Source organism: Ruegeria sp. CDSA241 (genome assembly GCF_059611265.1).
Genome location: NZ_JBXWPF010000003.1, coordinates 170924 through 195736 on the forward strand (window position 1 = coordinate 170924; position 24813 = coordinate 195736).

The window sequence follows — 24813 nt, forward strand, 5'->3', positions numbered from 1 at the left end:
TAAAAATCTCCTAGCGTTTTTCTATCAAAAGCAGTTGAGGGGTACGGATGCCGAAACTCGGAATGGAGCCAATCCGCCGTGATGCGATCGTAAAGGCAACGATTGCTGAGCTCGGGTCGAAAAAATCCCTCGATGTAACCGTCAGCCAGATCGCTAAGCGGGCTGGCATGTCCAGCGCGCTGGCACATCACTATTTCGGCGGAAAAGATCAGATTTTTCTGGCAGCGATGCGCCGCATCCTGTCGGATTTCGGGGCAGAGGTCCGGTCCGAACTGAAAGCAGCCACGCCAAGTGGGCGCGCGCAGGCGATCATCCGGGCATGCTTTGCCCCATCCTGTTTCACGCCGGATGTGACGGCAGCGTGGATGACGTTCTACGTTCTTGCGCAGACTAATGACGACGCCCTGCGATTGTGGCAGATTTATCAGGCCCGTATCCGGTCGAACCTGGTTTATGCGCTGCGCCCGCATTTGGCCGATCCGGTTGAGGCGGCCGGGAACATGATCGCCTTGATCGACGGACTTTATATCCACGCCGCGCTGAGCGCCCCGGAAGAACCGCAACTGGCTGTAAACCACGCGATGCGCGTGCTCAGCACCTTGCTCGAGGCCGAGAAATGACAAAACCTAATATTCTGATCCTGATGGTGGATCAGTTGAACGGGACCCTTTTTCCTGACGGTCCTGTCGACTGGCTGCATGCGCCAAACCTGAAAAAGCTGGCCGAACGATCCACGCGATTTGCGAATGCCTATACGGCGTCGCCCCTGTGTGCGCCGGGTCGGGCCAGTTTTATGTCCGGTCAGTTGCCGTCGCGCACTGGTGTCTATGACAATGCCGCCGAGTTTGGCAGTGATATTCCGACATATGCCCACCATCTGCGCCGTGCAGGGTACTATACCTGTCTGTCGGGCAAGATGCATTTCGTCGGGCCTGATCAGTTGCACGGGTTTGAAGATCGCCTAACCACCGACATCTACCCCGCCGATTTCGGCTGGACCCCGGACTACCGTAAACCAGGCGAGCGAATTGACTGGTGGTATCACAATATGGGTTCGGTCACGGGCGCAGGTGTAGCCGAGATTTCCAACCAAATGGAATATGACGACGAGGTGGCCTATAACGCCAAGTCCAAGCTATACGATCTGGCCCGTGGCAAGGACGACCGTCCATGGTGCCTGACTGTAAGCTTTACCCACCCGCATGATCCCTATGTTGCACGTCGCAAATACTGGGACCTGTACGAAGATTGCGAGCACCTTCTGCCCGAGATTGCCGACCTTGGTTATGATAATCAGGACCCGCATTCGAAACGGATTTTTGACGCCAATGACTGGCGCAGCTTTGACATCACTCAAGAAGATACCCGCAAATCACGCCGCGCCTATTTCGCCAATATCTCTTATCTGGACGACAAGGTCGGAGAAATCCTCGAGGTGTTAGAGACCACGCGGCAAGAGGCGATCATTCTGTTCGTTTCGGATCATGGCGATATGCTTGGTGAACGCGGATTGTGGTTCAAGATGACCTTCTATGAAGGGTCATCCCGCGTCCCGCTGATGATCTGTGCGCCCGATCTGCCAGCGGGCCGGATCGACGCTCCGGTTTCGACCATAGATGTGACGCCGACCTTGGGTGCTCTTGCCGGTGTCGATATGGCAGAGATCGCGCCGTGGACAGATGGCGAAAACCTTGTGCCGCTGGCCATGGGGCACGAGCGCAGTGAGCCGGTCGCGATGGAATATGCAGCCGAGGCCTCTTATGCGCCACTGGTGTCCTTGCGCTATGGCAAATGGAAATACAACCGATGTGCGCTAGACCCTGATCAACTGTTCGACCTCGAGGCGGACCCTTCCGAGTTGGAGAACCTCGCAGACAGGCCAGAGCACGCAGGAACGTTGCAGACCTTGCGTGCCAAGTCCGATGCCCGTTGGGATCTGGATCGGTTCGACGCCGAAGTTCGCGCCAGCCAGGCGCGTCGCTGGGTCGTGTACGAGGCGTTGCGCCAGGGCGGGTATTATCCTTGGGACTACCAGCCCCTGCAGAAAGCATCTGAGCGGTACATGCGTAACCACATGGATCTGAATATCGTCGAGGAAAGCCAACGCTTTCCACGCGGAGAGTAACAACCCGAATTAACAAGACCCTCTCTGGTCAGGCAGAGATTTTTTGATGAAAAATCTTGGCTCCGGTTGAGAATGGAGACCCGAAAATGGAAGCAGATTTCGTCATCGTCGGCGCAGGTTCCGCAGGCTGCGCGATGGCATATCGTTTGAGTGAGGCCGGTGCCTCGGTTCTGGTGATCGAGCATGGCGGTACCGACATGGGCCCGTTTATCCAGATGCCCGCCGCGCTAAGCTATCCGATGAACATGTCGCGCTATGACTGGGGCTATCAATCCGAGCCTGAGCCGCATCTGAACAACCGCCGCCTGGCCTGCCCGCGAGGGAAGGTGATCGGCGGATCCTCTTCGATCAACGGAATGGTTTATGTGCGCGGCCACGCCCGGGACTTCGATACCTGGGCCGAGATGGGCGCGGATGGTTGGTCTTATGCGGATGTGCTGCCATATTACAAACGGATGGAGACCTGGCATGACGGCGGTCATGGTGGGGATTCCGCGTGGCGGGGCACTGACGGGCCGCTGCATGTGTCGCGGGGCCCGCGTGCGAACCCGCTGTTCCAGGCCTTTGTCGATGCGGGCCAGCAAGCCGGGTATGAAATCACGGGCGACTATAACGGTGAAAAGCAAGAAGGCTTCGGCCCGATGGAGCAGACCGTCTGGAAAGGGCGGCGCTGGTCGGCGGCAAATGCCTATCTGCGGCCTGCGCTCAAGCGCGAGAACTGTGATATCGTGCGCGGTCTTGCGACCCGGATTGTTCTGGAAAACGGAAGTGCTGTTGGTGTTGAACTGATCCGTGGCGGCAAGACAGAGGTGATCCGCGCGCGCCGCGAAGTGGTCATCGCAGCCTCGTCCATCAACTCGCCGAAACTTTTGATGCTGTCTGGAATCGGCCCGGCTGCGCATTTGGCTGAGCAGGGGATCGGAGTTGTTGCAGACCGTCCGGGGGTTGGCGCAAATCTACAGGACCATTTGGAGCTGTATATCCAGCAAGCCTCGCTTCAGCCGATCACGCTCTACAAACACTGGAACCTGGTCAGCAAAGGCCTGATCGGGGCGCAATGGCTGTTCACCAAGACCGGCCTTGGTGCCTCGAACCAGTTCGAAAGCGCGGCCTTCATCCGATCAAGGCCGGGTGTCGAATACCCCGACATCCAGTACCACTTCCTGCCGATGGCGGTGCGCTATGACGGGCAGGCTGCGGCCGAGGGGCACGGGTTCCAAGCACATGTGGGTCCGATGCGATCGGAATCACGGGGTGCTGTGACATTGCGCTCGGCTCGACCCGAGGACGCACCTGTCATCCGGTTCAATTACATGAGCCAGGAAAAAGACTGGGAGGAGTTCCGCACCTGTATCCGCTTGACGCGAGAGATTTTCGGGCAAGAGGCGTTCAGACCCTTTGCCGGGAAAGAGATTCAGCCCGGTGCTGCGGTACAAACAGATGAAGAGTTGAACGCCTTTATCGCTGAGCATGCCGAAAGTGCCTATCATCCCTGCGGCACCTGCAGGATGGGACGGGTGGATGACCAGAACGCGGTTGTCGACTCCGAAGGCCGGGTGATCGGCGTGGATCGGCTGCGTGTGGCGGACAGTTCGATCTTTCCGCAAATCACCAACGGCAACCTTAATGCGCCGTCGATCATGGTGGGCGAGAAAGTCTCGGATCATCTGCTGGGCAAAGATCCGTTGCCCAAAGCCAATGATCAGCCTTGGATTCATCCGCAATGGGCCTCGGCGCAGCGCTGATTTGATCCGCGTCAAAGCGGGGGGAGTGGGACCAATATAGACCTGAATCGCAACGCATTTTCTAAGGAGCGAACAGGAATGTCCCACACCCCGCACGAATTGGCCGAAGAGTTTCCCGACAAGGTCGAATTGATCAGTCAGCTTAAACAGTCCGATGCGCATTTTTCTCGGCTGGCCGAAGAGTATCACGAGGTCAATCGTATCGTGCACCGCGCGGAAACTAACGTCGAGCCGATGGAGGACCTTGCCGAAGGCGAGCTGCGCAAGAAACGCGCCGCATTGAAGGATGAGATCTGGGCGATTTTGTCGAACGCTTAAGGGTTGGGCGGGGGCATTGCCCCCGTTTCGGCTGGCCGTGGTTTTAGGCCGGGTAAAGCTCAGGTGACTTCATAGGGTAAGGTTCCGCGGGTATGAGTGTCGATGGACAGGCGACGTTCCAGCGGAGGAACTGACCGTTGGTGGCAGTTCTGGCGTTCGCAGATCCGGCACGAGATACCTATGGGCTCGTAGGCACTGGCGTTTGAGATATCCAGATTGTCCGCATAAACCAACGCTTCGGCGTGGCGGACCTCGCATCCCAGCGCAATCGCATAGCGCCGGACAGGCGCTCCGTACGAACCGCCCGATTTCGAAACATCCCGCGCCAGCGAGATATAGCGGACCCCGTCCGGGGTTTCGGCAAGCTGCCGCAGGAAGTGACCCGGAGTTTCAAAGGCGCGGTGCACATTCCACAACGGGCAGGCACCGCCAAAGCGTGCAAATTGCAGGCGCGTGGCGGAGTGGCGTTTTGTGATCGTTCCAGCCTGATCCACCCGAACAAAGAAGAATGGTATCCCCTTTGCACCGGGGCGTTGCAGCGTAGAAAGCCTGTGGGCCACCTGTTCGATGGATGCTCCAAAACGATTGCTGAGCAATTCCAAATCATGGCGATACAGCTGGGCTGCGCTGAGAAATTCGCCATAGGGCATCAGAGAGGCGCCAGCAAAATAATTCGCCAGGCCGATCTTCGCAATCGCGCGCGCCTCATCACTGTGAAATTTGGCGAAATCCAGTGTCGCTTCAAGCAGCTTGTCCTGATTGATTAGGGATACCTGCAAGAGCAGCTGAAACACTTGTGTTTGCGGTGCAATCCGTGATGACAGCAGCAATGTTTTGCTATCCGCATCGTATTTCCGGGTTTCTTCGATATCCGGGAACTGAACGCGAATACCGTTTTCTCCCAAGCTTTCGATTGCGGCGGCGCGAATTCCGCCTTTGTCCTGGGCGCGGCCTGCAAATCGTTCTGCGGCTCGGTCAACCGCGTCTATGTAGTTGTCGCAATAATGGAAAAAGTCTCGCACTTCTTCCCAGGGGCTGGCCTGAATCTGTGCGTCTTCACGTCCCAGGGCTTCGTCCAGCGAGGCCAGCCTTTCATGCGTCTGGCGATACGTGCGGTGCAGGGCGATAAACGCTCGGGCCATTGCGGGGGCGTTTGAAGCTGTCAGGCGCAGATCAGCGAGCGGTGGCATGGCGTCATCAAACACGGGGTCTGCCAGCGCTTCGCGCAGGTCTGAGACCAGACGTTCGCTGTCACCAGTGCTAAGTTCGGTCACGTCCATGCCGAATTCCTGCGCCAGAGCCAGAACAACCGTGGTCGAGATCGGGCGGTTGTTATTCTCCATCTGGTTCAGATAGGGAAGAGAAACCCCCAGTTTGGCTGCGAATTCCTTTTGTGTCAGCGTCAGGCGCGTGCGCATTTCACGCAGTTTTGCACCAGCATAGAGCTTTTGGGTCGCCATGGCGTGCCTTTGCAACTTTTCTAATCTTGAACGCTAGCTTTGCAAACCGTCCTGCGCAAGGCGTGTTACAGGCCCAAATACCGTTCGCGCCGGATCACGATGGCAATAGCAACGATGGCAAATGTTGCTGAGGCCAACATCAGCCACAGCAGCGGCATCGCGCCTGTTTCATGGGTTAGTATTGCGCCCGTGAGCGCGCTCAGGCCAGCTCCGCCGCCCAGCATGATGGCCCCGCTCAGCCCAGATGCTGTCGCGGCCAGGTGCGGGCGGACGGACAGTGCGCCTGATGTTGCGTTTGGAATGGTCATACCATTGCCCACACCAACAATGGTCATGAACCCAAAGAAGCTGAGAACTGAGCCGAAGCCCGTAAGGAACACGATCGTCGACAGTGCAACGCCGGTTGCGTTCATCCAGCACCCCCAAAGAACCATCCGGTTCACGCCAAAGCGGACAGAGAACCTGCCGCTGAAGAAGTTGCCGAAGAAATAACCCACCGCGGGGGCGCCGAAGTAAATGCCCAGTTCTGACGCTGTTAGGCCGAACAGTTCAGTCCCGACGAAAGGCGCGCCGCCCAGATAGGCGAAAAAAGCGCCCGACGACAGGGCTGAGGCCATGGAATAGCCCCAGAACCGAGGGGATCTGAGCAATTCCGGGTATTCACGAAACTGCTGCAGCAAGGTCAGCCCGCTTTTGCGGGATGTTTCTCCGAAGTCGGAATAGGTCAGCATTAGCGCCAGTAGACCCAGCCCGAAAGGAAGCCAGAAATTTGCCTTCCAGCCAAAGCTCTCTTCCAGAAAGCCGCCGATGGCAGGGCCAATCATTGGAACAATGGCCATTCCCATGGTGACATAGCCGATCATCGAAGCGGCCTGATCTGCTTCGTAAAGGTCTCGCACCGCTGCACGGCTAAGGACCATTCCAACTGCGACGACCGCTTGAAACATCCTGAAGGCCAGAAATACTTCGGCGTTCGGGGAGTAGATGCAACCCAGTGTCGCAATCAGAAACAGAACCAATCCCCAGAGAATAACTGGCCTGCGGCCAACCTTATCTGCGATGGGGCCGATCAGAATTTGGATTACTGCGCTGATCATCAGATACAGAGCGATCGACAGCTGCATGACTTTGTAGTCTGCGTCAAAATACGCGGCCATATTGGGCAGGCTGGGAAGGAAAAGATTCAAGCTCAGCGCTGACAGCCCGGATAGCATCACAAGTGTGGCAATGGTTGGGGGCGAACGACGCGCTGGCGAAGAAGTAAACTGCATGGTTCACATGTATAGTGACGGTTTTTGGGATTGCCATCCGTGACCGTGTCTCAGTGCGAAACTTTGCATGTTTACAATTACCCGAAACTGTATTTTCAAAGATTTGCAAATTTGCCGAATGAGGCTTTGGTCTGAACGAAACTAAGTATAGTGTCGCGCCAAATTTCAAAGGGGATCATCGTTATGAAAGACATCCTTTCCGAGCTTGAAGGCCGCCGCAACGATGCACGGCTGGGAGGTGGGCAAAAACGTATTGATGCGCAGCATGCGCGGGGCAAGCTCACCGCACGCGAACGCATAGAGCTGTTGGTGGATGAAGGCAGTTTCGAAGAATTCGACATGTTTGTCAGCCATCGTTGCACGGATTTCGGGATGGAAAATCAAAAGCCTGCAGGCGATGGTGTCGTCACCGGATGGGGCACAATCAATGGTCGTATGGTCTATGTCTTCAGCCAGGACTTCACCGTTTTCGGCGGGTCTCTGTCGGAAACCCACGCGCAGAAAATCTGCAAGATCATGGACATGGCAATCCAGAATGGTGCTCCGGTGATCGGCATCAACGATTCGGGTGGTGCGCGAATCCAGGAAGGTGTGGCCTCGCTTGCGGGTTATGCCGAGGTGTTCCAGCGTAACATCATGGCCTCGGGCGTGGTTCCGCAGATCAGTGTGATCATGGGGCCCTGCGCCGGTGGCGCCGTCTACAGTCCGGCGATGACCGACTTTATCTTTATGGTCAAAGACACCTCGTACATGTTTGTGACGGGCCCCGATGTCGTCAAGACAGTCACCAATGAGGTTGTAACCGCCGAAGAGCTGGGTGGTGCATCGACCCATACCAAGAAATCTTCGGTTGCCGACGGTGCATTCGAAAATGATGTCGAAGCACTGGCCGAAGTGCGCCGTCTTGTCGATTTCCTACCGTTGAACAACAAGGAAAAACCGCCCGTTCGTCCCTTCTTTGACGAACCGGGCCGGATTGAGGCTTCGCTGGATACGTTGATCCCGGACAACCCGAACACGCCTTATGACATGAAAGAACTCATTGCCAAAGTGGCGGACGAGGGTGATTTTTACGAAATTCAAGAAGATTACGCCAAGAACATCATCACGGGCTTTATCCGTCTGGAAGGTCAGACCGTAGGTGTTGTAGCCAACCAGCCGATGGTGCTGGCCGGCTGTCTGGATATCGACAGCAGCCGCAAAGCCGCGCGCTTCGTCCGGTTCTGTGATTGCTTTGAAATTCCGATTTTGACACTGGTTGATGTGCCGGGCTTTTTGCCGGGAACCTCGCAAGAATATGGCGGCGTGATCAAACATGGCGCAAAACTGCTGTTTGCCTATGGCGAGGCGACCGTTCCGAAGGTCACAGTGATCACCCGAAAGGCCTATGGCGGTGCCTATGACGTGATGGCATCCAAACATCTGCGTGGCGATTTCAACTATGCTTGGCCAACCGCCGAGATCGCGGTGATGGGGGCCAAGGGCGCGACCGAAATCATCCACCGTGCGGATCTGGGCGATGCCGAGAAAATCGCACAGCACGCTCAGGACTATGAGGACCGGTTTGCCAACCCGTTTGTGGCTGCGGAACGTGGATTCATTGATGAGGTGATCATGCCGCATTCGACCCGCCGCCGCGTATCGCGAGCTTTTGCCAGCTTGCGTAACAAGCAACTGAAAAACCCCTGGAAAAAGCACGATAACATTCCGCTGTAAGCTGACGGTCGCGGGGCAGGCGCTCTGGTTTGCCTGCCTCTGGGCACGTTGGTGAAAGACCCCCAAACGGCGAATTTGACTTTGAGAGCAAAGCTGCTAAATGAAATGCCTTATTGGACATAGAAAAGCGCGGGCCAGTAGGCATGCGCGCGCGATCCCGGAGAGAGGAGCTCGCCTTTGGTGGGTCTGGGATCGCGCCTTATGTCTGGCAATTCTCTGTCTTGGTTCGCCTACATTCGCAGAAGCATTGGTGCCGGTGCCCTCTGGGCAGCCTGTACATCTGAACGATGTCCTGCTGGACAACAATCCGGGCGAGTTATGGCTGCGCTTTCGCTTCATCGCGCCAAAGATAGGCTCGGATGTGGGACGCATTGGATATGATGTCGCCACGATCGACATGGAGCACCTGTGTCAGACGCTGGCCGTGGCCTATGTCGCGCACCACAAGCTGGAACCAGCCAGGGTTGTGATTTCCCTTTCGAACAAGCCGATAGATTTTGGCCATACCGCGCCGGATGCCACGCAGTTCTTCGAAGCGTATCTTCTGCAGGATTCCCAATGTATCTGGGACGGAGGGATTTGAGAATGGTTGTCAATTACCACAATTTCTGTGCATTCCCCTTCGCCTCAAAGGACCTTAGCGAAGAGGCGCTGAAATGTTGAAACATCGCGGATTTCCCGGCCGTCTGACCGGGACGGATTATCAATTCACTATCAGACGGGCCAACCCAAAGGGTGTTACCCCACTGACAACGCGTGAACGGTTCCGGGATCGTAAACCTGCTGATCGTCGCGCGGATGCAGCCTTTATCGAGGCCCTGTGGGAGCATTTCGGCGACCAGCCATTCGAACGTGGCAATCTGGATGCCGGTCGCCTGAGCTGGTTTTTCGGGCGTGAGGTCATTCCGGCGGAGGATCCGTTTGACCCCGCCAGCTATGATGCCTTGCTGGTCATTGATCCGAGCGTGGCCAGAGCCTCGTTTCCGGACATTTTCGGCGGGGATAGCTGAAGGTGATCGACGTCGTCGCACATAAACGCCTTGGAAATTCCAACAGGGTTTCTTTGCCCCGGTTGGGTCAAGAAGGATATGTGCGCTGTGCAGATCGGGCGCGTGACAATCGCGCAAAATACCTGAGGGAAAGGGCGCAAACCACTGATTCTATGGCCTGTATAACCCGTGGCTTGGTGGCGGGAAAACCATCAAGGCTTGGGCAGGAAAAAGGCCGGTCGGCGGGGGTTGGCCGCGGCGACTTAGGATCGAATTCTTCAGGTCATGTGATCTCAGGTAGTGTTGATAAAACAAAGGTTTGCGTGACTTTCGGGGTGCGAATTTCGCCCTGCCCAACCAAAGTTCACGCAAGCGGAATCGGCGCGTTTCTGCGCGATATTTCGCTGAATGGGCAGATTCTGGCCGGAAATTTCACCACTGGCCAATCCCGGTTTGCAGGTGCAACCGGGCCGTGCATGGTGAGCGGGTCGTGCGGCTCTACTTTGCCTGCGTCGCACGCGCACCTACTATTCCGTACCCCTTCCTTCCGCGGGCAGGCTTGTGGTTTTCACAATGTCCTGCCCGCGTTTTTCTTTGTGCAAACTTCAGTCATTGGATGGCATAAAACTGCGCAAATGGGCATTTCGGTACGCTCGTTATTGAATAACAGTGGCGATTTCCCGCATCTGGCTCTGAAATTGTTAAAAAACCAAAAAGGGCAGACATCATGCGAATCTCGAAAGTCATTCTTGCAATGGCGACCTGTGCAGGGCTCGCGGCGTGCGGAGACTCGACCGGCGAGCAGGCGTTGCTTGGCGGTGGAGCCGGCGCCGTTGGCGCGGCAGTCGTCAGTGCCGACCCGCTGTTGGGTGCCGTGGTCGGCGCGGCAGGCAACGTGCTTTACTGCAAGACCCAGAACAACTGTAGATAACGAAATCTTCGGGGCCCCCGTCGCCCCGACCGTCATCGCGCGACACGCCGTCGTGGGGCCATTGCCCCGCGGCGGCGTTTTGCGTTTCCAGAACTTCAAGACAGAGGACGTTCCATGTTCAACAAGATCCTGATCGCCAACCGGGGCGAGATCGCCTGCCGGGTTATCAAAACCGCCCGCAAGATGGGTATCGGCACGGTCGCCATCTATTCGGACGCGGACAAGAACGCCCTGCATGTGTCGATGGCAGATGAGGCCGTGCATATCGGCCCGCCACCTGCGAACCAGTCCTATATCGTGATCGACAAGGTCATGGATGCGATCCGCCAAAGCGGCGCGCAGGCGGTTCATCCGGGATATGGCTTTCTGTCTGAAAACTCGAAATTCGCCGAGGCGTTGAATGCCGAGGGCGTGGCTTTTGTCGGTCCGCCGGTGGGCGCGATTGAAAGCATGGGCGACAAGATCACCTCGAAAAAGATCGCGCAAGAGGCCGGAGTTTCCACGGTTCCGGGCTATATGGGCCTGATTGAAGACGCGGAAGACGCGGTGAAGATCTCGAATGAGGTTGGCTATCCGGTCATGATCAAAGCCAGCGCCGGTGGCGGTGGTAAAGGCATGCGGATCGCGTGGAATGACGACGAGGCGCGCGAAGGGTTCCAGTCGTCCAAGAACGAGGCCGCGAATTCCTTTGGCGATGACCGGATTTTCATCGAGAAATTCGTGACCCAGCCCCGCCACATCGAGATTCAGGTTCTGTGCGACAGCCACGGCAACGGGGTTTATCTGGGCGAACGCGAATGCTCGATCCAGCGTCGGAACCAGAAGGTGGTCGAAGAGGCACCATCGCCTTTCCTGGATGAGGCGACCCGCAAGGCGATGGGCGAGCAGGCGGTGGCCCTGGCCAAGGCTGTGGATTATGCCAGCGCTGGCACGGTCGAGTTTATCGTTGATGGTGACAAGAACTTCTACTTTCTAGAAATGAACACACGCCTGCAGGTGGAACACCCGGTGACCGAACTGATCACCGGTGTCGATCTGGTCGAACAGATGATCCGCGTCGCGGCTGGTGAGAAACTGTCGATCTCCCAGGACGATGTCACACTGACCGGCTGGGCGATTGAAAACCGTTTGTATGCCGAAGATCCGTATCGTGGCTTCTTGCCGTCCATTGGTCGTTTGACGCGCTACCGCCCGCCTCAGGAAACTGCCGCTGGTCCGCTGTTGGTAAATGACAAATGGCAGGGTGAAGCCCCCAGCGGAGAGGCCGCCGTTCGCAACGATACCGGCGTCTATGAAGGCGGTGAGATCAGTATGTATTACGATCCGATGATCGCCAAATTGTGCACCTGGGCCCCGACCCGTGATCAAGCGATTGAGGCGATGCGGGTGGCGCTGGACAGTTTCGAGGTCGAAGGCATCGGGCACAATCTGCCGTTCCTGTCGGCAGTGATGGATCATCCGATCTTCATCAAGGGCGAGATGACTACCGCGTTCATCGAAGAACAGTACCCCGATGGGTTCCAGGGCGTAGAGCTGCCCGAGGCTGACCTGCGCCAGATCGCAGCTTCCTGCGCCGCCATGCACCGGGTGGCTGAGATTCGCCGCACCCGTGTATCGGGCCGGATGGACAACCATGAACGCAAGGTCGGCAAACGCTGGGTCGTGACCCTGCAGGGCCAGGAATACGCAGTTCAGGTGAATGCCGATAAAGAGGGCGCAACGGTCAAATTCGAAGGCGGCGCGACATTGCGCGTGGCCTCGGAGTGGACGCCGGGCGATCAGCTGGCGGTGCTGGACATAGACGGTAGCCCGCTGGTTCTGAAGGCCGACAAAATCTCGGGCGGGTTCCGGATCCGCAACCGGGGCGCGGATATGAAGGTGCATGTGCGCCGTCCGCGACAGGCGGAACTGGCCAAGCTGATGCCCGAGAAACTGCCGCCGGATACGTCGAAACTGCTGCTCTGCCCGATGCCTGGCCTGATCGTAAAGGTCGATGTCGAAGTGGGCCAAGAAGTGCAGGAAGGTCAGGCGCTGTGCACTATCGAGGCGATGAAGATGGAAAACATTCTGCGCGCCGAGAAAAAAGGCACCGTTGCCAAGATCAACGCAGGCCCCGGCGACAGCCTCGCCGTGGATGATGTGATCATCGAGTTTGAATGATCATGACCGTGCGTTTGTCATATCCTGCAAGGGAACCGGCGGTCGCCGCCGGGGCCGTCGGGTATGGGAAACGCGTTCAGCCGCCCTCGCGCCGTTCACGGATTTCGCGTTGGCGCAGGGGGGTCTTGTCGATGGAGCGACCGATTTCACGCACGCTCCAAGGGGAAGGTTTGCGCAGTTTGACCACGCCGTCCTTGTCGACAAACACCATCTGGAACCCGCGCGGGCGCAGTTTTGACCGGATGGGCGAGCGGGCGTCAGGGTCAGTGTCGATCAGAACGACCACATCGCGGTCGCGCATGACGTCCTCCCCTTCCAAAAGCATGTCGACCTGCTGCTGGAATCGCGGGTCAGCAGGTGTATCGGCAAAGACAACAATGGGCCGCTTGATCCACAGATATTCGCTGAGCTCGCTATCCCCCACAGGGCGGACAAATTCATCGTCAACCGGGGCTACCCCGTCAGCTGCAAGGGCCGCCAGTGGAAATAGCGCCGAAAAAACAAAGGCTAGCGTTCGTGTCATTGGGCCTCCTGTTGGATTGAATATAGTCCCTGTGCGCACGAATGCGACCAGCGAAATGCACGCAGCCCATAAAATATTGCGTCCCATCCAATTCGAATGGGCGCAACCACGGATGATAACGCGCGGGCCACGCCCTTGCGCGACCCGAATTGAGAAAAGGATATCGCAATGACCAATAGGAAAGACTGGCAGGCGCTGGCCGAGAAAGAGCTGCGCGGTCGCCCGTTGGACGACCTGACCAAAGAGACGCTGGAAGGCATCGCCGTCAAGCCACTCTATACGCAGGAAGATACGGCTGATCTGCCGCATATGGGCTCCATGCCCGGGTTTGGGCCGTTCACGCGCGGGGTAAAGGCGACAATGTATGCCGGTCGTCCCTGGACGATCCGCCAATATGCGGGGTTTTCCACCGCCGAGGAATCGAATGCCTTCTACCGTCGCAATCTGGCGGCGGGTCAGCAGGGGGTCTCGGTTGCTTTCGATCTGGCCACGCACCGCGGATATGACAGCGACCACCCACGCGTTGTCGGCGATGTGGGCAAGGCCGGTGTGGCCATCGACAGCGTAGAGGACATGAAGATTCTGTTCGACGGCATCCCGTTGGACAAGGTCTCGGTCTCGATGACCATGAACGGTGCCGTGGTTCCTATCCTGGCAAGTTTCATTGTAGCGGGTGAGGAACAGGGCCACGACAAATCCGTCCTGTCCGGCACTATTCAGAATGACATTCTGAAAGAATTCATGGTGCGTAACACCTATATCTACCCGCCTGAGCCTTCGATGAAGATCATCTCGGACATCATCGAATATACGTCGAATGATATGCCCAAATTCAACTCGATCTCAATCTCGGGCTATCACATGCAAGAGGCCGGGGCGAACCTGGTGCAGGAGCTGGCCTATACGCTGGCTGACGGGCGCGAATACGTTCGTGCAGCGACACAGGCCGGAATGGATGTCGACAAATTCGCTGGTCGCTTGTCGTTCTTTTTTGCCATTGGCATGAATTTCTTCATGGAAATTGCCAAGCTGCGTGCGGCCCGTACCCTTTGGCATCGGGTAATGACCGATTTCGGCGCGAAATCCGAGCGCTCTAAGATGCTGCGGACCCATTGCCAGACCTCAGGCGTGTCGCTGCAAGAACAAGACCCCTATAACAACGTGATCCGCACGGCCTATGAGGCGATGAGCGCGGTTCTGGGCGGCACCCAATCGCTGCATACTAACGCCTTGGACGAGGCGATTGCGCTGCCCACCGATTTCTCTGCTCGCATTGCACGGAACACTCAGTTGGTGCTGCAAGAGGAAACCGGGGTGACCGATGTGGTCGATCCGCTGGCCGGGTCTTACTACGTCGAAAGCCTGACTAATGAGCTGGTCGAAAAAGCCTGGGCTCTTATGGAAGAGGTCGAGGAAATGGGCGGCATGACCAAGGCCGTTGCATCCGGCATGCCAAAGCTTCGGATAGAAGAAAGCGCCGCCCGACGGCAGGCGATGATCGACCGGGGTGACGAGGTAATCGTCGGCGTCAACAAGTACCGCAAGGAACGGGAAGACCCGATAGACATTCTGGATGTCGACAATGTGGCTGTCCGCGAGGCGCAGGTGGCACGTCTGGAACGCATCCGTGCCACGCGCGATGAGGCTGCCTGCCAAAAGGCGCTGGACACCCTGACGACTACCGCCCGCGATGGCGGCAACCTGCTGGCCGCTGCTGTCGAAGCCGCCCGTGCCCGCGCATCCGTAGGAGAGATCAGCATGGCAATGGAAAAGGAATTTGGTCGCCACCGCGCCGAGGTTAAAACGCTGGCCGGTGTTTATGGGGCCGCCTATGAGGGCGACGAAGGCTTTGCCGCCATCCAGAAGTCCATTGAGGATTTTGCTGAGGCCGAAGGCCGTCGCCCGCGCCTGCTGGTCGTCAAGATGGGGCAGGACGGGCATGACCGGGGAGCCAAGGTGATCGCCACAGCCTTTGCCGATATCGGCTTTGACGTGGACGTTGGCCCGCTGTTCCAAACGCCAGCCGAAGCAGCACAAGACGCGGTGGACAATGACGTCCATGTCGTCGGCATTTCGTCTCAGGCAGCCGGGCACAAGACGCTGGCCCCGCAGCTGGTCGAAGAACTGAAAAAGGCCGGGGCTGAGGATATCATCGTCATCTGCGGAGGTGTCATCCCACAACAGGATTATAAGTTCCTCTATGATCACGGGGTTAAGGCGATCTTTGGTCCGGGTACGAACATCCCAGAGGCGGCACAAGATATCCTGAGTTTGATCGGCGAAGCCAAAGATTGACCCGGCGCCAAGTTTTTCGTCGAAAAATCTTGTGATCCAGCGCCTTTGAGGAAAACATACGGCCAGACCCTTGCGGTCTGGCCGTATGTCATCTGGGGGGCTCATCCGTGTTACTTGATCACTTGGCGGTTGCTGGCGAAACGCTTGAACAGGCTTCGGCTCATGTCGAACAGGCGCTGGGCGTACCCTTGCAGGACGGCGGCAAGCACGAGAAATTCGGAACTCATAACCGGTTGTTGGGCCTTCGGGACGGTTTGTATCTGGAAGCCATCGCGATTGACCCCGATGCACCCAATCCGCAAATAACCCGCTGGTTCGATCTAGATCGGTTTCAGGGCGCTCCCCGCCTGACCAACTGGATTTGCCAGGTTCCGGATATCGAGACCTCACTGATGGTCTTTCCTGACGGAGTCGGCCAACCGATCGACCTAAACCGTGGCGCGCTGCGTTGGCGCATGGCGGTGCCTCCCAATGGGCGCCTGCCGTTTGATAATCTTTTCCCGGCGCTCATCCAGTGGCAGGGTGACCTTCACCCGGCAAACATGCTGAACGACAGTGGCTGCCAGCTGCGCCGCCTAGTCGTCTATCACCCTGATGCGCTGGATCTCGCCAAAGCGGTTGGGCCGTTGGGGCAAGTTGAGTTCGACAGCGGTCCGGCGGCGTTGCGCGCGGAAATTGACACGCCGCACGGGGTGCGGGTGCTGGAATGAATATCCGGCAAGCCAGTTCAGACGACGCGCCCGCCGTTGCGGCGATCTGGAATGCGATCATCCGCGACACGCTGGTGACCTTCACCACCGAATTGCGCAGCGATGACGCCGTTGCATTGGATATCAAATCCAGAGGGGCGGCGTTTCTGGTGGCCAAGCGTGACGGCGTTGTTCTGGGCTTCGCAACCTATGGTGCGTTTCGGTCAGGGCCGGGCTATGCCCATACGCGTGAACATTCGATCCTGTTGGCACCGCAGGCGCGGGGTCAGGGGATAGGCCGCGCATTGTTGCAGGCCTTGGAAGCCCGCGCACAGATGGACAATGTTCATGTTCTGATTGCGGGCATTTCCTCGGCCAACCCTGCGGCCATCGCTTTCCATACGGCTGCCGGATTTACACAAGTGGGCCTGATGCCCGAGGTGGGGTTTAAATGCGGTCAGTGGTTAGATCTTGTGCTGATGCAGAAAATTCTTGCCCCGCAGTGATCTGTCGCACCTGACAGTCGCGACGGAGCGGGTTAGGGTGCGCTCATGTCGATTTGGACCCGTATATCCGATGCGCTAAGCGCGCTTGCACAGGGCGAAAGCCTGACGGCCGTGTTCGAGAAACTGCGCACGCCGCCGGAACGCTCGGTCGCCTTTGCGATTGCGGTCATCGCCCTGGGGGCCAAGATGGCCAAGGCCGACGGGCAGGTCACGCGAGACGAGGTTACAGCCTTTCGGGACGTATTCCAGATCGCGCGCGAAGATGAGGGCGGTGCAGCCCGTGTTTTTGACATGGCGCGCACCGATGTCGCCGGGTATCAGGAATATGCCAGCAAAATTGCCTATATGTTCGCAGAAGACAGCACCACCTTGTGCGACCTGATGGAGGGGTTGTTTCATATCGCAATGGCCGACGGGTTTTATCATCCCAACGAAAATAAGTTTCTGGAAGATGTCAGCCGGATATTCGGTCAGACCGATGCTCAGTTTCTGGCCTTACGCGCACGGTTTGTACCGGATGCACCAAAGGATCCCTATACGGTGCTGGGTGTGCCGCGGAATATGCCGCTGCCCGACATTCGTAAGGTCTGGCGGCAACTTGTACGCGACACTCATCCCGACGCCATGATGTCACGAGGCGTTCCGGAAGAGGCCATTCGTCTGGCCGAAAAAAAGATGATCGACATCAATCGCGCCTGGGATGAAATCAAAGGCGCGCAGGCCTGAACCGATGCGATTGGCAACCTACAATATTGAATGGTTCGCCAATCTCTTCGACCGGCAAGACCGCTTGATCGTAGATGACAGCTGGTCCGGCAGATACAATGTCACCAAAGCTGAACAGATCGAGGCCATCGCAAAAGTGCTGACGGCAATCGATGCGGATGCCGTGCTGATTGTTGAAGCTCCGAATACTGGTAAGACGCAGAACACGGTGCGTGCGCTGCAAGGGTTTGCCGAAGCGTTCGATCTGCGCATAGGAAACGCGATCATGGGGTTTCCGAACGATACCCATCAGGAACTTGCGTTTCTTTTCGATCCTCAGATCCTGTCATTGCGCCATGATCCCAAAGGAAACAAGGAAGGAAAAGGGGCTGCCCCTCGTTTTGATGGCGTTTTCAAGATCGACCTGGATATTGATGCAACCGAGGATCATGTGCGCTTTTCCAAGCCGCCAATGGAGTTGTCAGCGCAGACGTCAGGCGGGGCGACGTTTCGCCTGATCGGAGCGCATCTGAAATCCAAAGCCCCGCATGGGGCAGAAAGCCGCGATGAGGCGATCCGGATATCCATCGCCAATCGACGCAAACAGCTTGCACAGGCTGTCTGGTTGGGGCGGCGAGTACAGGCGCATATTGCGGCTGACGAGCATGTCATCCTTTTGGGCGATCTCAACGACGGGCCGGGCTTGGATGAGTTTGAAAACCTGTTCGGGCGCTCATCTGTCGAAATCCTGTTGCAGACCGGTCTGTTCGATCCGCATGCGGTGATGGCAAATGAGGCTGAATCCGAAATCTTACCCTCGTCCGCGCGCTTTGTGCGCCGCGACAGGGCTGATCATCTTGAGGCGCTGTTGGATTATGTCATGATCAGCGAAGGGCTGCGTGTTAAGCGCCCGAAATGGCGCATATGGCATCCTTTCCAGGACCCTGCATGCTATGCCTCGCGGGACCTGCACGAGGCGCTGCTGACAGCCTCGGATCACTTCCCTGTCACGCTGGATATTGATCTGTGACCTTTCATCGCCGGCGTGGGCGACTTATATCTGAAGCATGAAAAAGTTCATTTCAATATGCGTGGTCACAGCGGCCATGGGCGTTCCGGCACAGGCAGAGGACGACACAGGCAAATCCTTGATGGAACAAGGGGCTGAGTTGTTCTTTGAAGGGCTGCGTCAGGAAATGGAACCCGCGCTTGAGGATTTGTTGGGGCTGGCAGATCAATTCGGCCCCGCGATGCAGTCGTTTTTTGAGGAAATGGGACCGGCCCTGGCGGAACTGGCCGCCGAAGTGCAGGACTGGAGCGTTTACGAGGCTCCGGAAATCCTGCCGAACGGGGATATCATTATCCGCAAAAAGCCGCCCGAGCCCGAGGTTGAGCCGGAAAAACCCGAAAATGAGCCCGAAGGCGAGATTGATATCTGAGGGTCAGCCTTTGATGATCAAGCGGGGTTCGGATTTCAGCGTGCTTGCCAATGAGTTCAGTCGTGCTTCGGCCACTTCGCTAAAGAGAGGGGCTGCGGCTTCTGGCAAAATCAGCTCTAGCTGACGTTTTTTAGGGTACAGCCGAAGCGTGCCCATCGTGGCTTCGTTCTGCATCCACAGCATTGCACCAAAGCGCATGGCTTTGCCCAGAATCTCGGCCTGTTCCTGATCTTTTTCGCCCAACAAGTCATAGAGAGGGGTAAACCGGTTGCCCTCACGCTTGTTGCGATACCTGTGCTGCAGGGCCAGCCCGATATAGACCCGTTCGGAATGCTTTAATCCGCCCAAGTTGGCGCGAGTTACGTAATCAAAGCAGGTTTCAGCCCGGTAATCCGGATGGGCGCGCCAACTGACATCGTGCAAAAGACACGCAGCCTTGATCAGCCTGACCCGCGCGGCCGGCGCGGATTTGAACAGAGGCATGACGAATTCGAACAGATGTTTGCCAAACCCGGGCAGGCGGGCATCTTTGGCTTCGGAAAAATAGCTGGCTTCGATCAGAGGGTCACGATCGCGCAGGATTTGTGGCATCTGTTCGTAAAGCAGGCCTTCGCGGATGCCATAGCTGGAAACGGCAATGTCCTTGGGTTTGAACGTTCGCACCAGTCGCGCAAGCACATCCATCGCATAAGGGATCAGCGCCATCCGAGAACCCGAGACGCCTGCCAGACTGCGCAGTTTTTCCGGGTCACCCTTTTCGATGAATTTGATGGTTTGATGCACCTGCTTCGTCGTCATCCGATATTCATGCAGCACGTTCAGGGGATATCCCCGGCGCAGCATGTCGAGCCTTGCAAAGGCCCGCCAGCTTCCGCCCACCAGAAACAGACGATCGCGCTGAGGGCCCATCTGGTCGCGCAGGTTTTCCATCGTCTCCTTGATTTGCGCCTTGCGCGCGCGACGACCGCCCTTGATATCCCGCAGCTTCAGCGGACCTAGGGCCGACGACAGGCGACGACCAACGTCTCCGCCACCGATCTCGGCCAGCTCCATCGAGGACCCGCCGATATCACAGATCAGACCATATGCACCGGGCCAGCCCAGTAAAACGCCCTGAGCGGACAGGCGTGCCTCTTCCCCGCCGTCGATGACCGAGACCGTCAACCCGGTTAGCGCTTGAACTTCGGCGCAAAAATCCGGGCCATCCTTGGCCTCTCGCACGGCGGCGGTGGCCACGACGTGCAGCCCCGGCAGACCCAGATCGTCTGACAGCCGGGAAAAACGCTTCAACGCAGCCAGGGCACGTATCCTGCCAAGCGGGTTCAGGCGGCCGGTCTCGGACAGGCCCGCGCCAAGCTCGCACATGACTTTTTCATTGTAGAAATAGGCAGGCGATCGCGCCGCACCATCAAAGATCACCATCCTGACCGAGTTCGACCCTACATCAACAACGCCGACGCGCGACAGGGCGCGGGCCTCGGGGTTGTCAAACAACGGCTTTCCGAAAGGTCCCCAGTCGGGAATGTTGGTATCTACGGCTTGATCCATATCTCTTCCAGATATTCCAGGCTTAAGATGCGAAATCACCGGGGACGGGTCAATCGCTGGTTTCGGCATCTTCCAGTTCCGCACTCAGTACCCGTACGGCCAGAGCCCGCGTGATGTCTCGTTTCTCAGACAGCGCCAGTTGATCCAGCAGCGCCACAGCGCTGGCGGCGGTTTCGAAACGGCGATCCATATGTTTGACGAGGTAAGCGATGACCTCGGGTCCGGGGTTCAGCTGTCGGTCTACGAACAGTTTGGCCAGCACGGCGCCCAGTAGCGCGTCATCGGGCGGGTCCAGCGCAACGTGATGTGCGCCTTCGATCCTGCTTTGCAGGTCAGGCAAGGGCAACTGCCAGAAATTTGGCGCCAGGCGCCCGGTCATCAACAGGGCGTGGCCTTCTGCCAACACAAGATTGTGCAAATGGAATAGGGTTTTCTGCTGGTCGATATCGCCAGCAATCATGGGGACATCTTCCACCGCGATCGGTGTTTGGGCGAGGTCAGGAACCTCGTCGTGCTTAATCTGCGAGGCTTGCACAATGCGACCACCGGTCTCTGCCGCCCACACATGGGCCAGATGTGTCTTGCCCGCGCCAGCAGGTCCGCTGAGCACCAGTTTATTCCCCGGCCATGAGGTGGCCGAGATCATGGCCACAGCCAGAGCATTTGCGGGCGAGACGAAAAAATCCTCGCGCCCCAGCGCAGTCTTGGCCGGTAGATCAAAGCTCAGCTGTAGGGCCATTCAATCGTCTTCCTGGTCCATACCCACAAGGCCAGTATACAGACGGCTATCCAAATAGATCGACGTGGCAAAGCGCGCCAGAACGCCAAGTGCTGCAGCGACCGGCACCGCGATCAACATCCCGACAAATCCGAACAGGGCGCCAAAGACCGACAATGCCAGCAACAGCCAGACCGGGTGCAACCCGACCGAGCTGCCGACGAGCTTTGGCGTCAGAAAATTGCCCTCGGCCACCTGACCCAATGCAAAGACCGCTGCGACCAGCCCAATTTGCGTCCAGTCTCCCCAGAACTGGAACAGTGCCAAACCAATGGCCAGTGAGCCCCCGATCAGGGCGCCCAGATAAGGGATAAACGTGACTAAGCCGGCGATAAATCCAACGACCAGCCCGAACTGCAGTCCGACGGCCATCAGCGCGACGGCGTAATAGGTGCCCAGGATCAGGCAGACTGTGCCCATTCCACGTACAAATGAGGCCAGAACGCTGTCAATCTCACCAGCCAGCCGCTTGATGGTGGGGGCGTGGTCGCGGGGCAAAAGCTCTGCGATACGAGCAATCATGCGGTCCCAGTCCAACAGCATGTAGACGGTGACCACTGGGACAATCACCAGCAGAACCACCACGTTGATGGCTGATCCAAGCGACGCAGCGACGGATTGCAGGACATCACCAGTTTTGGACTGAAGCGTCTCACCCAAGGACACCAGAAATTGGTGCGTGTTGGATTCGCGGTCCAAAAGCGACGGGAATTGCTGTTCGATAAACCCTCTTAGCTGCTTGAGAAGGCTGGGCATAACCTCGACCAGGTCGATCAACTGGGTGATCAGCGCCGGAACGACCATCAGGATAAGCAGTACGAAACCCAAAACGCCGACAACCGTGATTACCCCCGTAGCGGCCATGCGGGACAGGCCCAGCTTTTCAAGCCTATCCGCAACAGGATCAAGGAAATAGGCAATCGCGCCACCGATTACAAAGGGCAGCAATACATCGCCAAGTGCCCACAACAGCAGTACAATAACCACTGCGGCGATGCCCCAGTACCTGAGTTGATCTCTTACCGGCAAAGCCATGGTTGTCCCCTTGTTTCGGCACGTGCAAATGTTCTTGGCGTATGCGGCCCCACGATGCAAGCGCTTCATGACCCGCCAGAATCGCGCGGGGCTAGTCGCTTAACGTGCCCAGTTCAGGGGTGGCGTCATGCGCTGTTTCATCGGGCCAGTTGGTGCGCCAGATTTCAGCCGACCAATGGCCGCAATGCACAGATGGCCTGTCAAAGCCGGGCAGGGGCGGTAAAAGCGGTTCGACAACCACATCATGACGCGGCACCGCGAAATACGGGAAGGAATAGCGTTCTTTTCCCGACCGGTTGACCACCCGGTGCGGCGTGGATTTCAAGCGCCCACCTGACCAAAGCTCCAGCATGTCACCGATATTGACGACGAACCCACCCGGCGGGCAGTCGGGGGTTATCCAGCCTCCGTCACGGGTCTGAACCTCAAGCCCGCCGACCGGGTCCGGGGCGATGATGGTCAGCGCATCCGTGTCTTTATGCGGGTGGATGCCGTACCCGGCCTCGTCCGGGGCCTGAGGGGGGTAGTGCAACAAGGTCATATTGGTCATGGGGTCGCGGAACGCAGCGCGCAGCTGGTTCGCAGGTAGCTTCAATCCCATCTCCAGCGCGCCCAGCAGCATATGCGCGACACCGTCCAGCTTTGACCAGTAATCCAGAATCACTGCCTGTGCCCGTGGAACATGGCGGGGCCAGATATTGGGGCCATAGAGGGCACAATCTCGGCGGATGGGCGCATCCAGGTCCACCTGATAATGCAGCTTGTAGCCTTCGTATTTATCCGCTTTGCCCGACCCGTCATTCGGGGTGAAAAACCCCATCGGGATAAAACCGCGATAATTCTCGCGTGTGATCGCCTGATCCCATTTCGCATCATCGTCGATGTCGAAAATCGCCCGGACGCAAGTGCGCATGTTGTTGACGGTGTCCCGCGAAACGCCGGTGCCGGTAATCGACAGGAACCCAATCCGGGTGCAGGCATCCATGACTGCCTGAACGGTTGCGTTGAAATCGGTGTGGCTGGCATCACCCAGCGGAGCAATGTCGATTGTTGGGATTTGGTCCATCAGCGTATCCTCACGCCTTGCCGTGCCAGTTCTTTATGCACCGGGGCAAGGTTCAATTTATCGAGGTCTTGGTTGCTTTTGAGTGAAAGCGCCGCAGCAATCCCCGCGCCCTGACCCATGACCGCACAGCAAGCCATGTTGCGCGTTGCCGCATGGGCAACCCGGTCCGCCCCATGTGACCGGCCCGCGACCAGCAGGCCCTTGATCCCTTTGGGCAGCATCGACCGATAGGGGATATGCATGTACCGACCAGTCGTGGGCAGGATCAGAATGCCATAGCCGTCGATGAATTCGGGGTAGATGCCGATTGTGTCTTCGAACCGGCCCTGATGGCGGGCATCATCCTCGGTCATGTTGTACACCGCGTCGATCTTGCGGGTGTCGCGAATGCCGATGGTCATCCCGAAATTCCGCAGCCGGGCGTTCTCACACCCGGGCATGAACCGGCGCAGCGCCTCGACGGCGAGCATTGACTGACGCCGCCCTTCGATCTCACCGCGGGTCATGCTGTCGGGATCGGTGCCATCGATCTCGGCCAGATGAATAAGGTTCATATAGGTCAGCTCACCGGTGTCATGCATCGCGCCCCAAGTGCCCGCGATGGTGTTCAGATGTGCTGGGATCAGCCCCTGATCAATCGCCTGCTGGAACGGTTTGTGCACAAAGGGCGAGTACATGTCGTCCTCTTTACCGCTGGTCTCAATGTTCCATTCGCCACCACCGCCCCAGTCCTTGTAGGTCTGGGGGTCGGCCTTTACGCCTTCGATAAAGGCGCGCTTGTCGACGCCCGCCAGATGGAACATGACCGAGGCCGCCATCATGTCTTCTCGTGCGGTCTTGTGCGTGGGCGCACCGGCGCGATGGGCGACATCTGCGTCTCCGGTAGCGTCAATGACAACCTTCGCCAGTATCGCCTCGCGGCCGGCTTTGGATTCGGTGATGATGCCGATGATCCGGTCGCCGTCCATGATCGGAGCCACGAATTGCCGGTGCAGCATCGGATGCACACCGGCCTCTTCAATCAGTTTGTCGGCGACCAATTTGAACCCTTCGCTGTCCAGCTCATAACTCAGCGACTGGCTTTCTGGCACCGCCGCACCCATTTCTTTGGCGCGGGTTTCGAACTCCATGCCGATGCCGCCAGCCTCGACCGTTTGCTCGTGGCGATACCAGGCAAAGCCTTCAACGCCGACAGCAGTGATATTGCCGCCCATGCAGCCGAAGCGGTCGACCAGAGACACTTCGGCTCCGGCCCGTGCGGCCGCCAGCGCTGCGGCCAGACCTGCAGGCCCGGAGCCAACAACCAGAACGTCCGTGGAATGGACAACGGGGATCTGACGGGCGGGTTCTTGAATGGTCTGCATGGGCGCCTCGGTGACTTTACATTGCCGCCACATTTGACGCAGCTAACTGGCGGGTCAATCAAAAAACCGACAGGCCCGTGGTCGTAAAACCCCAATGCGTGATTGCCCCCGGCGGGGCTTTGGCATAATCACCTTTGAAGTCGAATTTTA

Annotated in this window: 23 protein-coding genes; 15 read left to right on the plus strand and 8 right to left on the minus strand. The window is 57.7% G+C overall.

What is annotated here, in order from left to right; all coding sequences use genetic code 11:
• The first annotated feature begins 47 nt into the window (after positions 1–47).
• The 4 genes from betI (at position 48) to AC2FJV_RS04425 (ending at position 4188) form a co-directional block, all read left to right on the plus strand.
• Positions 48–620: a choline-binding transcriptional repressor BetI gene (gene betI / locus AC2FJV_RS04410; RefSeq protein ID WP_271949443.1), complete on the plus strand. Its 573-nt coding sequence runs from the start codon at positions 48–50 to the stop codon at positions 618–620.
• Positions 617–2125: a choline-sulfatase gene (gene betC, locus AC2FJV_RS04415; protein ID WP_496712807.1), complete on the plus strand. Its 1509-nt coding sequence runs from the start codon at positions 617–619 to the stop codon at positions 2123–2125. The genes betI and betC overlap by 4 nt, the downstream gene beginning before the upstream one ends.
• 86 nt (positions 2126–2211) lie before the next feature.
• Positions 2212–3870 carry a choline dehydrogenase gene (betA, locus tag AC2FJV_RS04420; RefSeq protein ID WP_496712809.1) on the plus strand — a complete coding sequence of 553 codons (1659 nt, stop codon included), beginning with the start codon at positions 2212–2214 and terminating at the stop codon, positions 3868–3870.
• A 78-nt stretch (positions 3871–3948) separates the two neighbouring features.
• Positions 3949–4188 carry an HP1242/YdcH family protein gene (locus tag AC2FJV_RS04425; RefSeq protein WP_142636790.1) on the plus strand — a complete coding sequence of 80 codons (240 nt, stop codon included), beginning with the start codon at positions 3949–3951 and terminating at the stop codon, positions 4186–4188.
• A gap of 59 nt (positions 4189–4247) precedes the next feature.
• Here AC2FJV_RS04425 and AC2FJV_RS04430 read toward each other — a convergent pair whose 3' ends face one another.
• The gene (locus tag AC2FJV_RS04430) at positions 4248–5648 is read right to left on the minus strand and encodes a helix-turn-helix domain-containing protein (RefSeq protein ID WP_271949447.1); all 1401 of its coding nucleotides are present in this window, start codon (positions 5646–5648) and stop codon (positions 4248–4250) included.
• A 65-nt stretch (positions 5649–5713) separates the two neighbouring features.
• A complete protein-coding gene (locus AC2FJV_RS04435; RefSeq protein WP_142636794.1) occupies positions 5714–6919 on the minus strand; it encodes a multidrug effflux MFS transporter in 1206 nt (401 codons plus the stop codon).
• Between the two features lie 183 nt (positions 6920–7102).
• Here AC2FJV_RS04435 and AC2FJV_RS04440 point away from each other — a divergent pair, with 183 nt between their 5' ends.
• The 5 genes from AC2FJV_RS04440 to AC2FJV_RS04460 all read left to right on the plus strand — a co-directional run bounded on the left by AC2FJV_RS04440 (position 7103) and on the right by AC2FJV_RS04460 (position 12715).
• Positions 7103–8635, plus strand: coding sequence for an acyl-CoA carboxylase subunit beta (locus AC2FJV_RS04440; protein WP_142636795.1), 1533 nt, complete (start codon positions 7103–7105; stop codon positions 8633–8635).
• A gap of 256 nt (positions 8636–8891) precedes the next feature.
• A complete protein-coding gene (locus tag AC2FJV_RS04445; RefSeq protein WP_496689677.1) occupies positions 8892–9218 on the plus strand; it encodes a DUF6497 family protein in 327 nt (108 codons plus the stop codon).
• A gap of 73 nt (positions 9219–9291) precedes the next feature.
• Positions 9292–9645 (plus strand): hypothetical protein, encoded by a 354-nt coding sequence (locus AC2FJV_RS04450; protein ID WP_142636799.1) that lies wholly within the window; start codon positions 9292–9294, stop codon positions 9643–9645.
• Between the two features lie 706 nt (positions 9646–10351).
• Positions 10352–10555 carry a hypothetical protein gene (locus tag AC2FJV_RS04455; protein ID WP_142636801.1) on the plus strand — a complete coding sequence of 68 codons (204 nt, stop codon included), beginning with the start codon at positions 10352–10354 and terminating at the stop codon, positions 10553–10555.
• A gap of 114 nt (positions 10556–10669) precedes the next feature.
• Positions 10670–12715, plus strand: a complete 2046-nt coding sequence (locus tag AC2FJV_RS04460; protein ID WP_496712812.1) for an ATP-binding protein — start codon at positions 10670–10672, stop codon at positions 12713–12715.
• A 76-nt stretch (positions 12716–12791) separates the two neighbouring features.
• On the opposite strand, the gene AC2FJV_RS04465 is transcribed toward AC2FJV_RS04460, so the two are convergent.
• Complete coding sequence (locus AC2FJV_RS04465) at positions 12792–13238, minus strand: DUF4174 domain-containing protein (RefSeq protein WP_271949456.1); 447 nt, start codon at positions 13236–13238, stop codon at positions 12792–12794.
• A gap of 168 nt (positions 13239–13406) precedes the next feature.
• Here AC2FJV_RS04465 and scpA point away from each other — a divergent pair, with 168 nt between their 5' ends.
• From scpA to AC2FJV_RS04495, 6 genes are all read left to right on the plus strand, one after another.
• Positions 13407–15533, plus strand: a complete 2127-nt coding sequence (scpA, locus tag AC2FJV_RS04470) for a methylmalonyl-CoA mutase (RefSeq protein WP_496712814.1) — start codon at positions 13407–13409, stop codon at positions 15531–15533.
• A 107-nt stretch (positions 15534–15640) separates the two neighbouring features.
• Complete coding sequence (locus tag AC2FJV_RS04475; protein WP_281972738.1) at positions 15641–16243, plus strand: VOC family protein; 603 nt, start codon at positions 15641–15643, stop codon at positions 16241–16243.
• Entirely contained in the window at positions 16240–16728 is a 489-nt protein-coding gene (locus tag AC2FJV_RS04480) for a GNAT family N-acetyltransferase (protein WP_142636811.1), read from the plus strand. The genes AC2FJV_RS04475 and AC2FJV_RS04480 overlap by 4 nt, the downstream gene beginning before the upstream one ends.
• Positions 16729–16773: 45 nt before the next feature.
• Positions 16774–17454 (plus strand): TerB family tellurite resistance protein, encoded by a 681-nt coding sequence (locus AC2FJV_RS04485; protein ID WP_496712816.1) that lies wholly within the window; start codon positions 16774–16776, stop codon positions 17452–17454.
• Positions 17455–17458: 4 nt separating this feature from the next.
• A complete protein-coding gene (locus AC2FJV_RS04490; protein ID WP_496694789.1) occupies positions 17459–18463 on the plus strand; it encodes an endonuclease/exonuclease/phosphatase family protein in 1005 nt (334 codons plus the stop codon).
• Between the two features lie 37 nt (positions 18464–18500).
• Complete coding sequence (locus AC2FJV_RS04495) at positions 18501–18872, plus strand: hypothetical protein (RefSeq protein ID WP_496689681.1); 372 nt, start codon at positions 18501–18503, stop codon at positions 18870–18872.
• A 3-nt stretch (positions 18873–18875) separates the two neighbouring features.
• On the opposite strand, the gene AC2FJV_RS04500 is transcribed toward AC2FJV_RS04495, so the two are convergent.
• The 5 genes from AC2FJV_RS04500 to AC2FJV_RS04520 all read right to left on the minus strand — a co-directional run bounded on the left by AC2FJV_RS04500 (position 18876) and on the right by AC2FJV_RS04520 (position 24663).
• Positions 18876–20420: a Ppx/GppA family phosphatase gene (locus AC2FJV_RS04500; protein ID WP_496693826.1), complete on the minus strand. Its 1545-nt coding sequence runs from the start codon at positions 20418–20420 to the stop codon at positions 18876–18878.
• Between the two features lie 49 nt (positions 20421–20469).
• Positions 20470–21159 carry a P-loop NTPase family protein gene (locus tag AC2FJV_RS04505; RefSeq protein ID WP_271949468.1) on the minus strand — a complete coding sequence of 230 codons (690 nt, stop codon included), beginning with the start codon at positions 21157–21159 and terminating at the stop codon, positions 20470–20472.
• The gene (locus tag AC2FJV_RS04510) at positions 21160–22233 is read right to left on the minus strand and encodes an AI-2E family transporter (RefSeq protein WP_496690933.1); all 1074 of its coding nucleotides are present in this window, start codon (positions 22231–22233) and stop codon (positions 21160–21162) included. It lies immediately after the preceding gene.
• A 91-nt stretch (positions 22234–22324) separates the two neighbouring features.
• Positions 22325–23299 carry an isopenicillin N synthase family dioxygenase gene (locus tag AC2FJV_RS04515; protein ID WP_496712818.1) on the minus strand — a complete coding sequence of 325 codons (975 nt, stop codon included), beginning with the start codon at positions 23297–23299 and terminating at the stop codon, positions 22325–22327.
• Positions 23299–24663, minus strand: coding sequence for an FAD-dependent oxidoreductase (locus AC2FJV_RS04520; protein WP_496712820.1), 1365 nt, complete (start codon positions 24661–24663; stop codon positions 23299–23301). The genes AC2FJV_RS04515 and AC2FJV_RS04520 overlap by 1 nt, the downstream gene beginning before the upstream one ends.
• Positions 24664–24813: the final 150 nt, after the last annotated feature.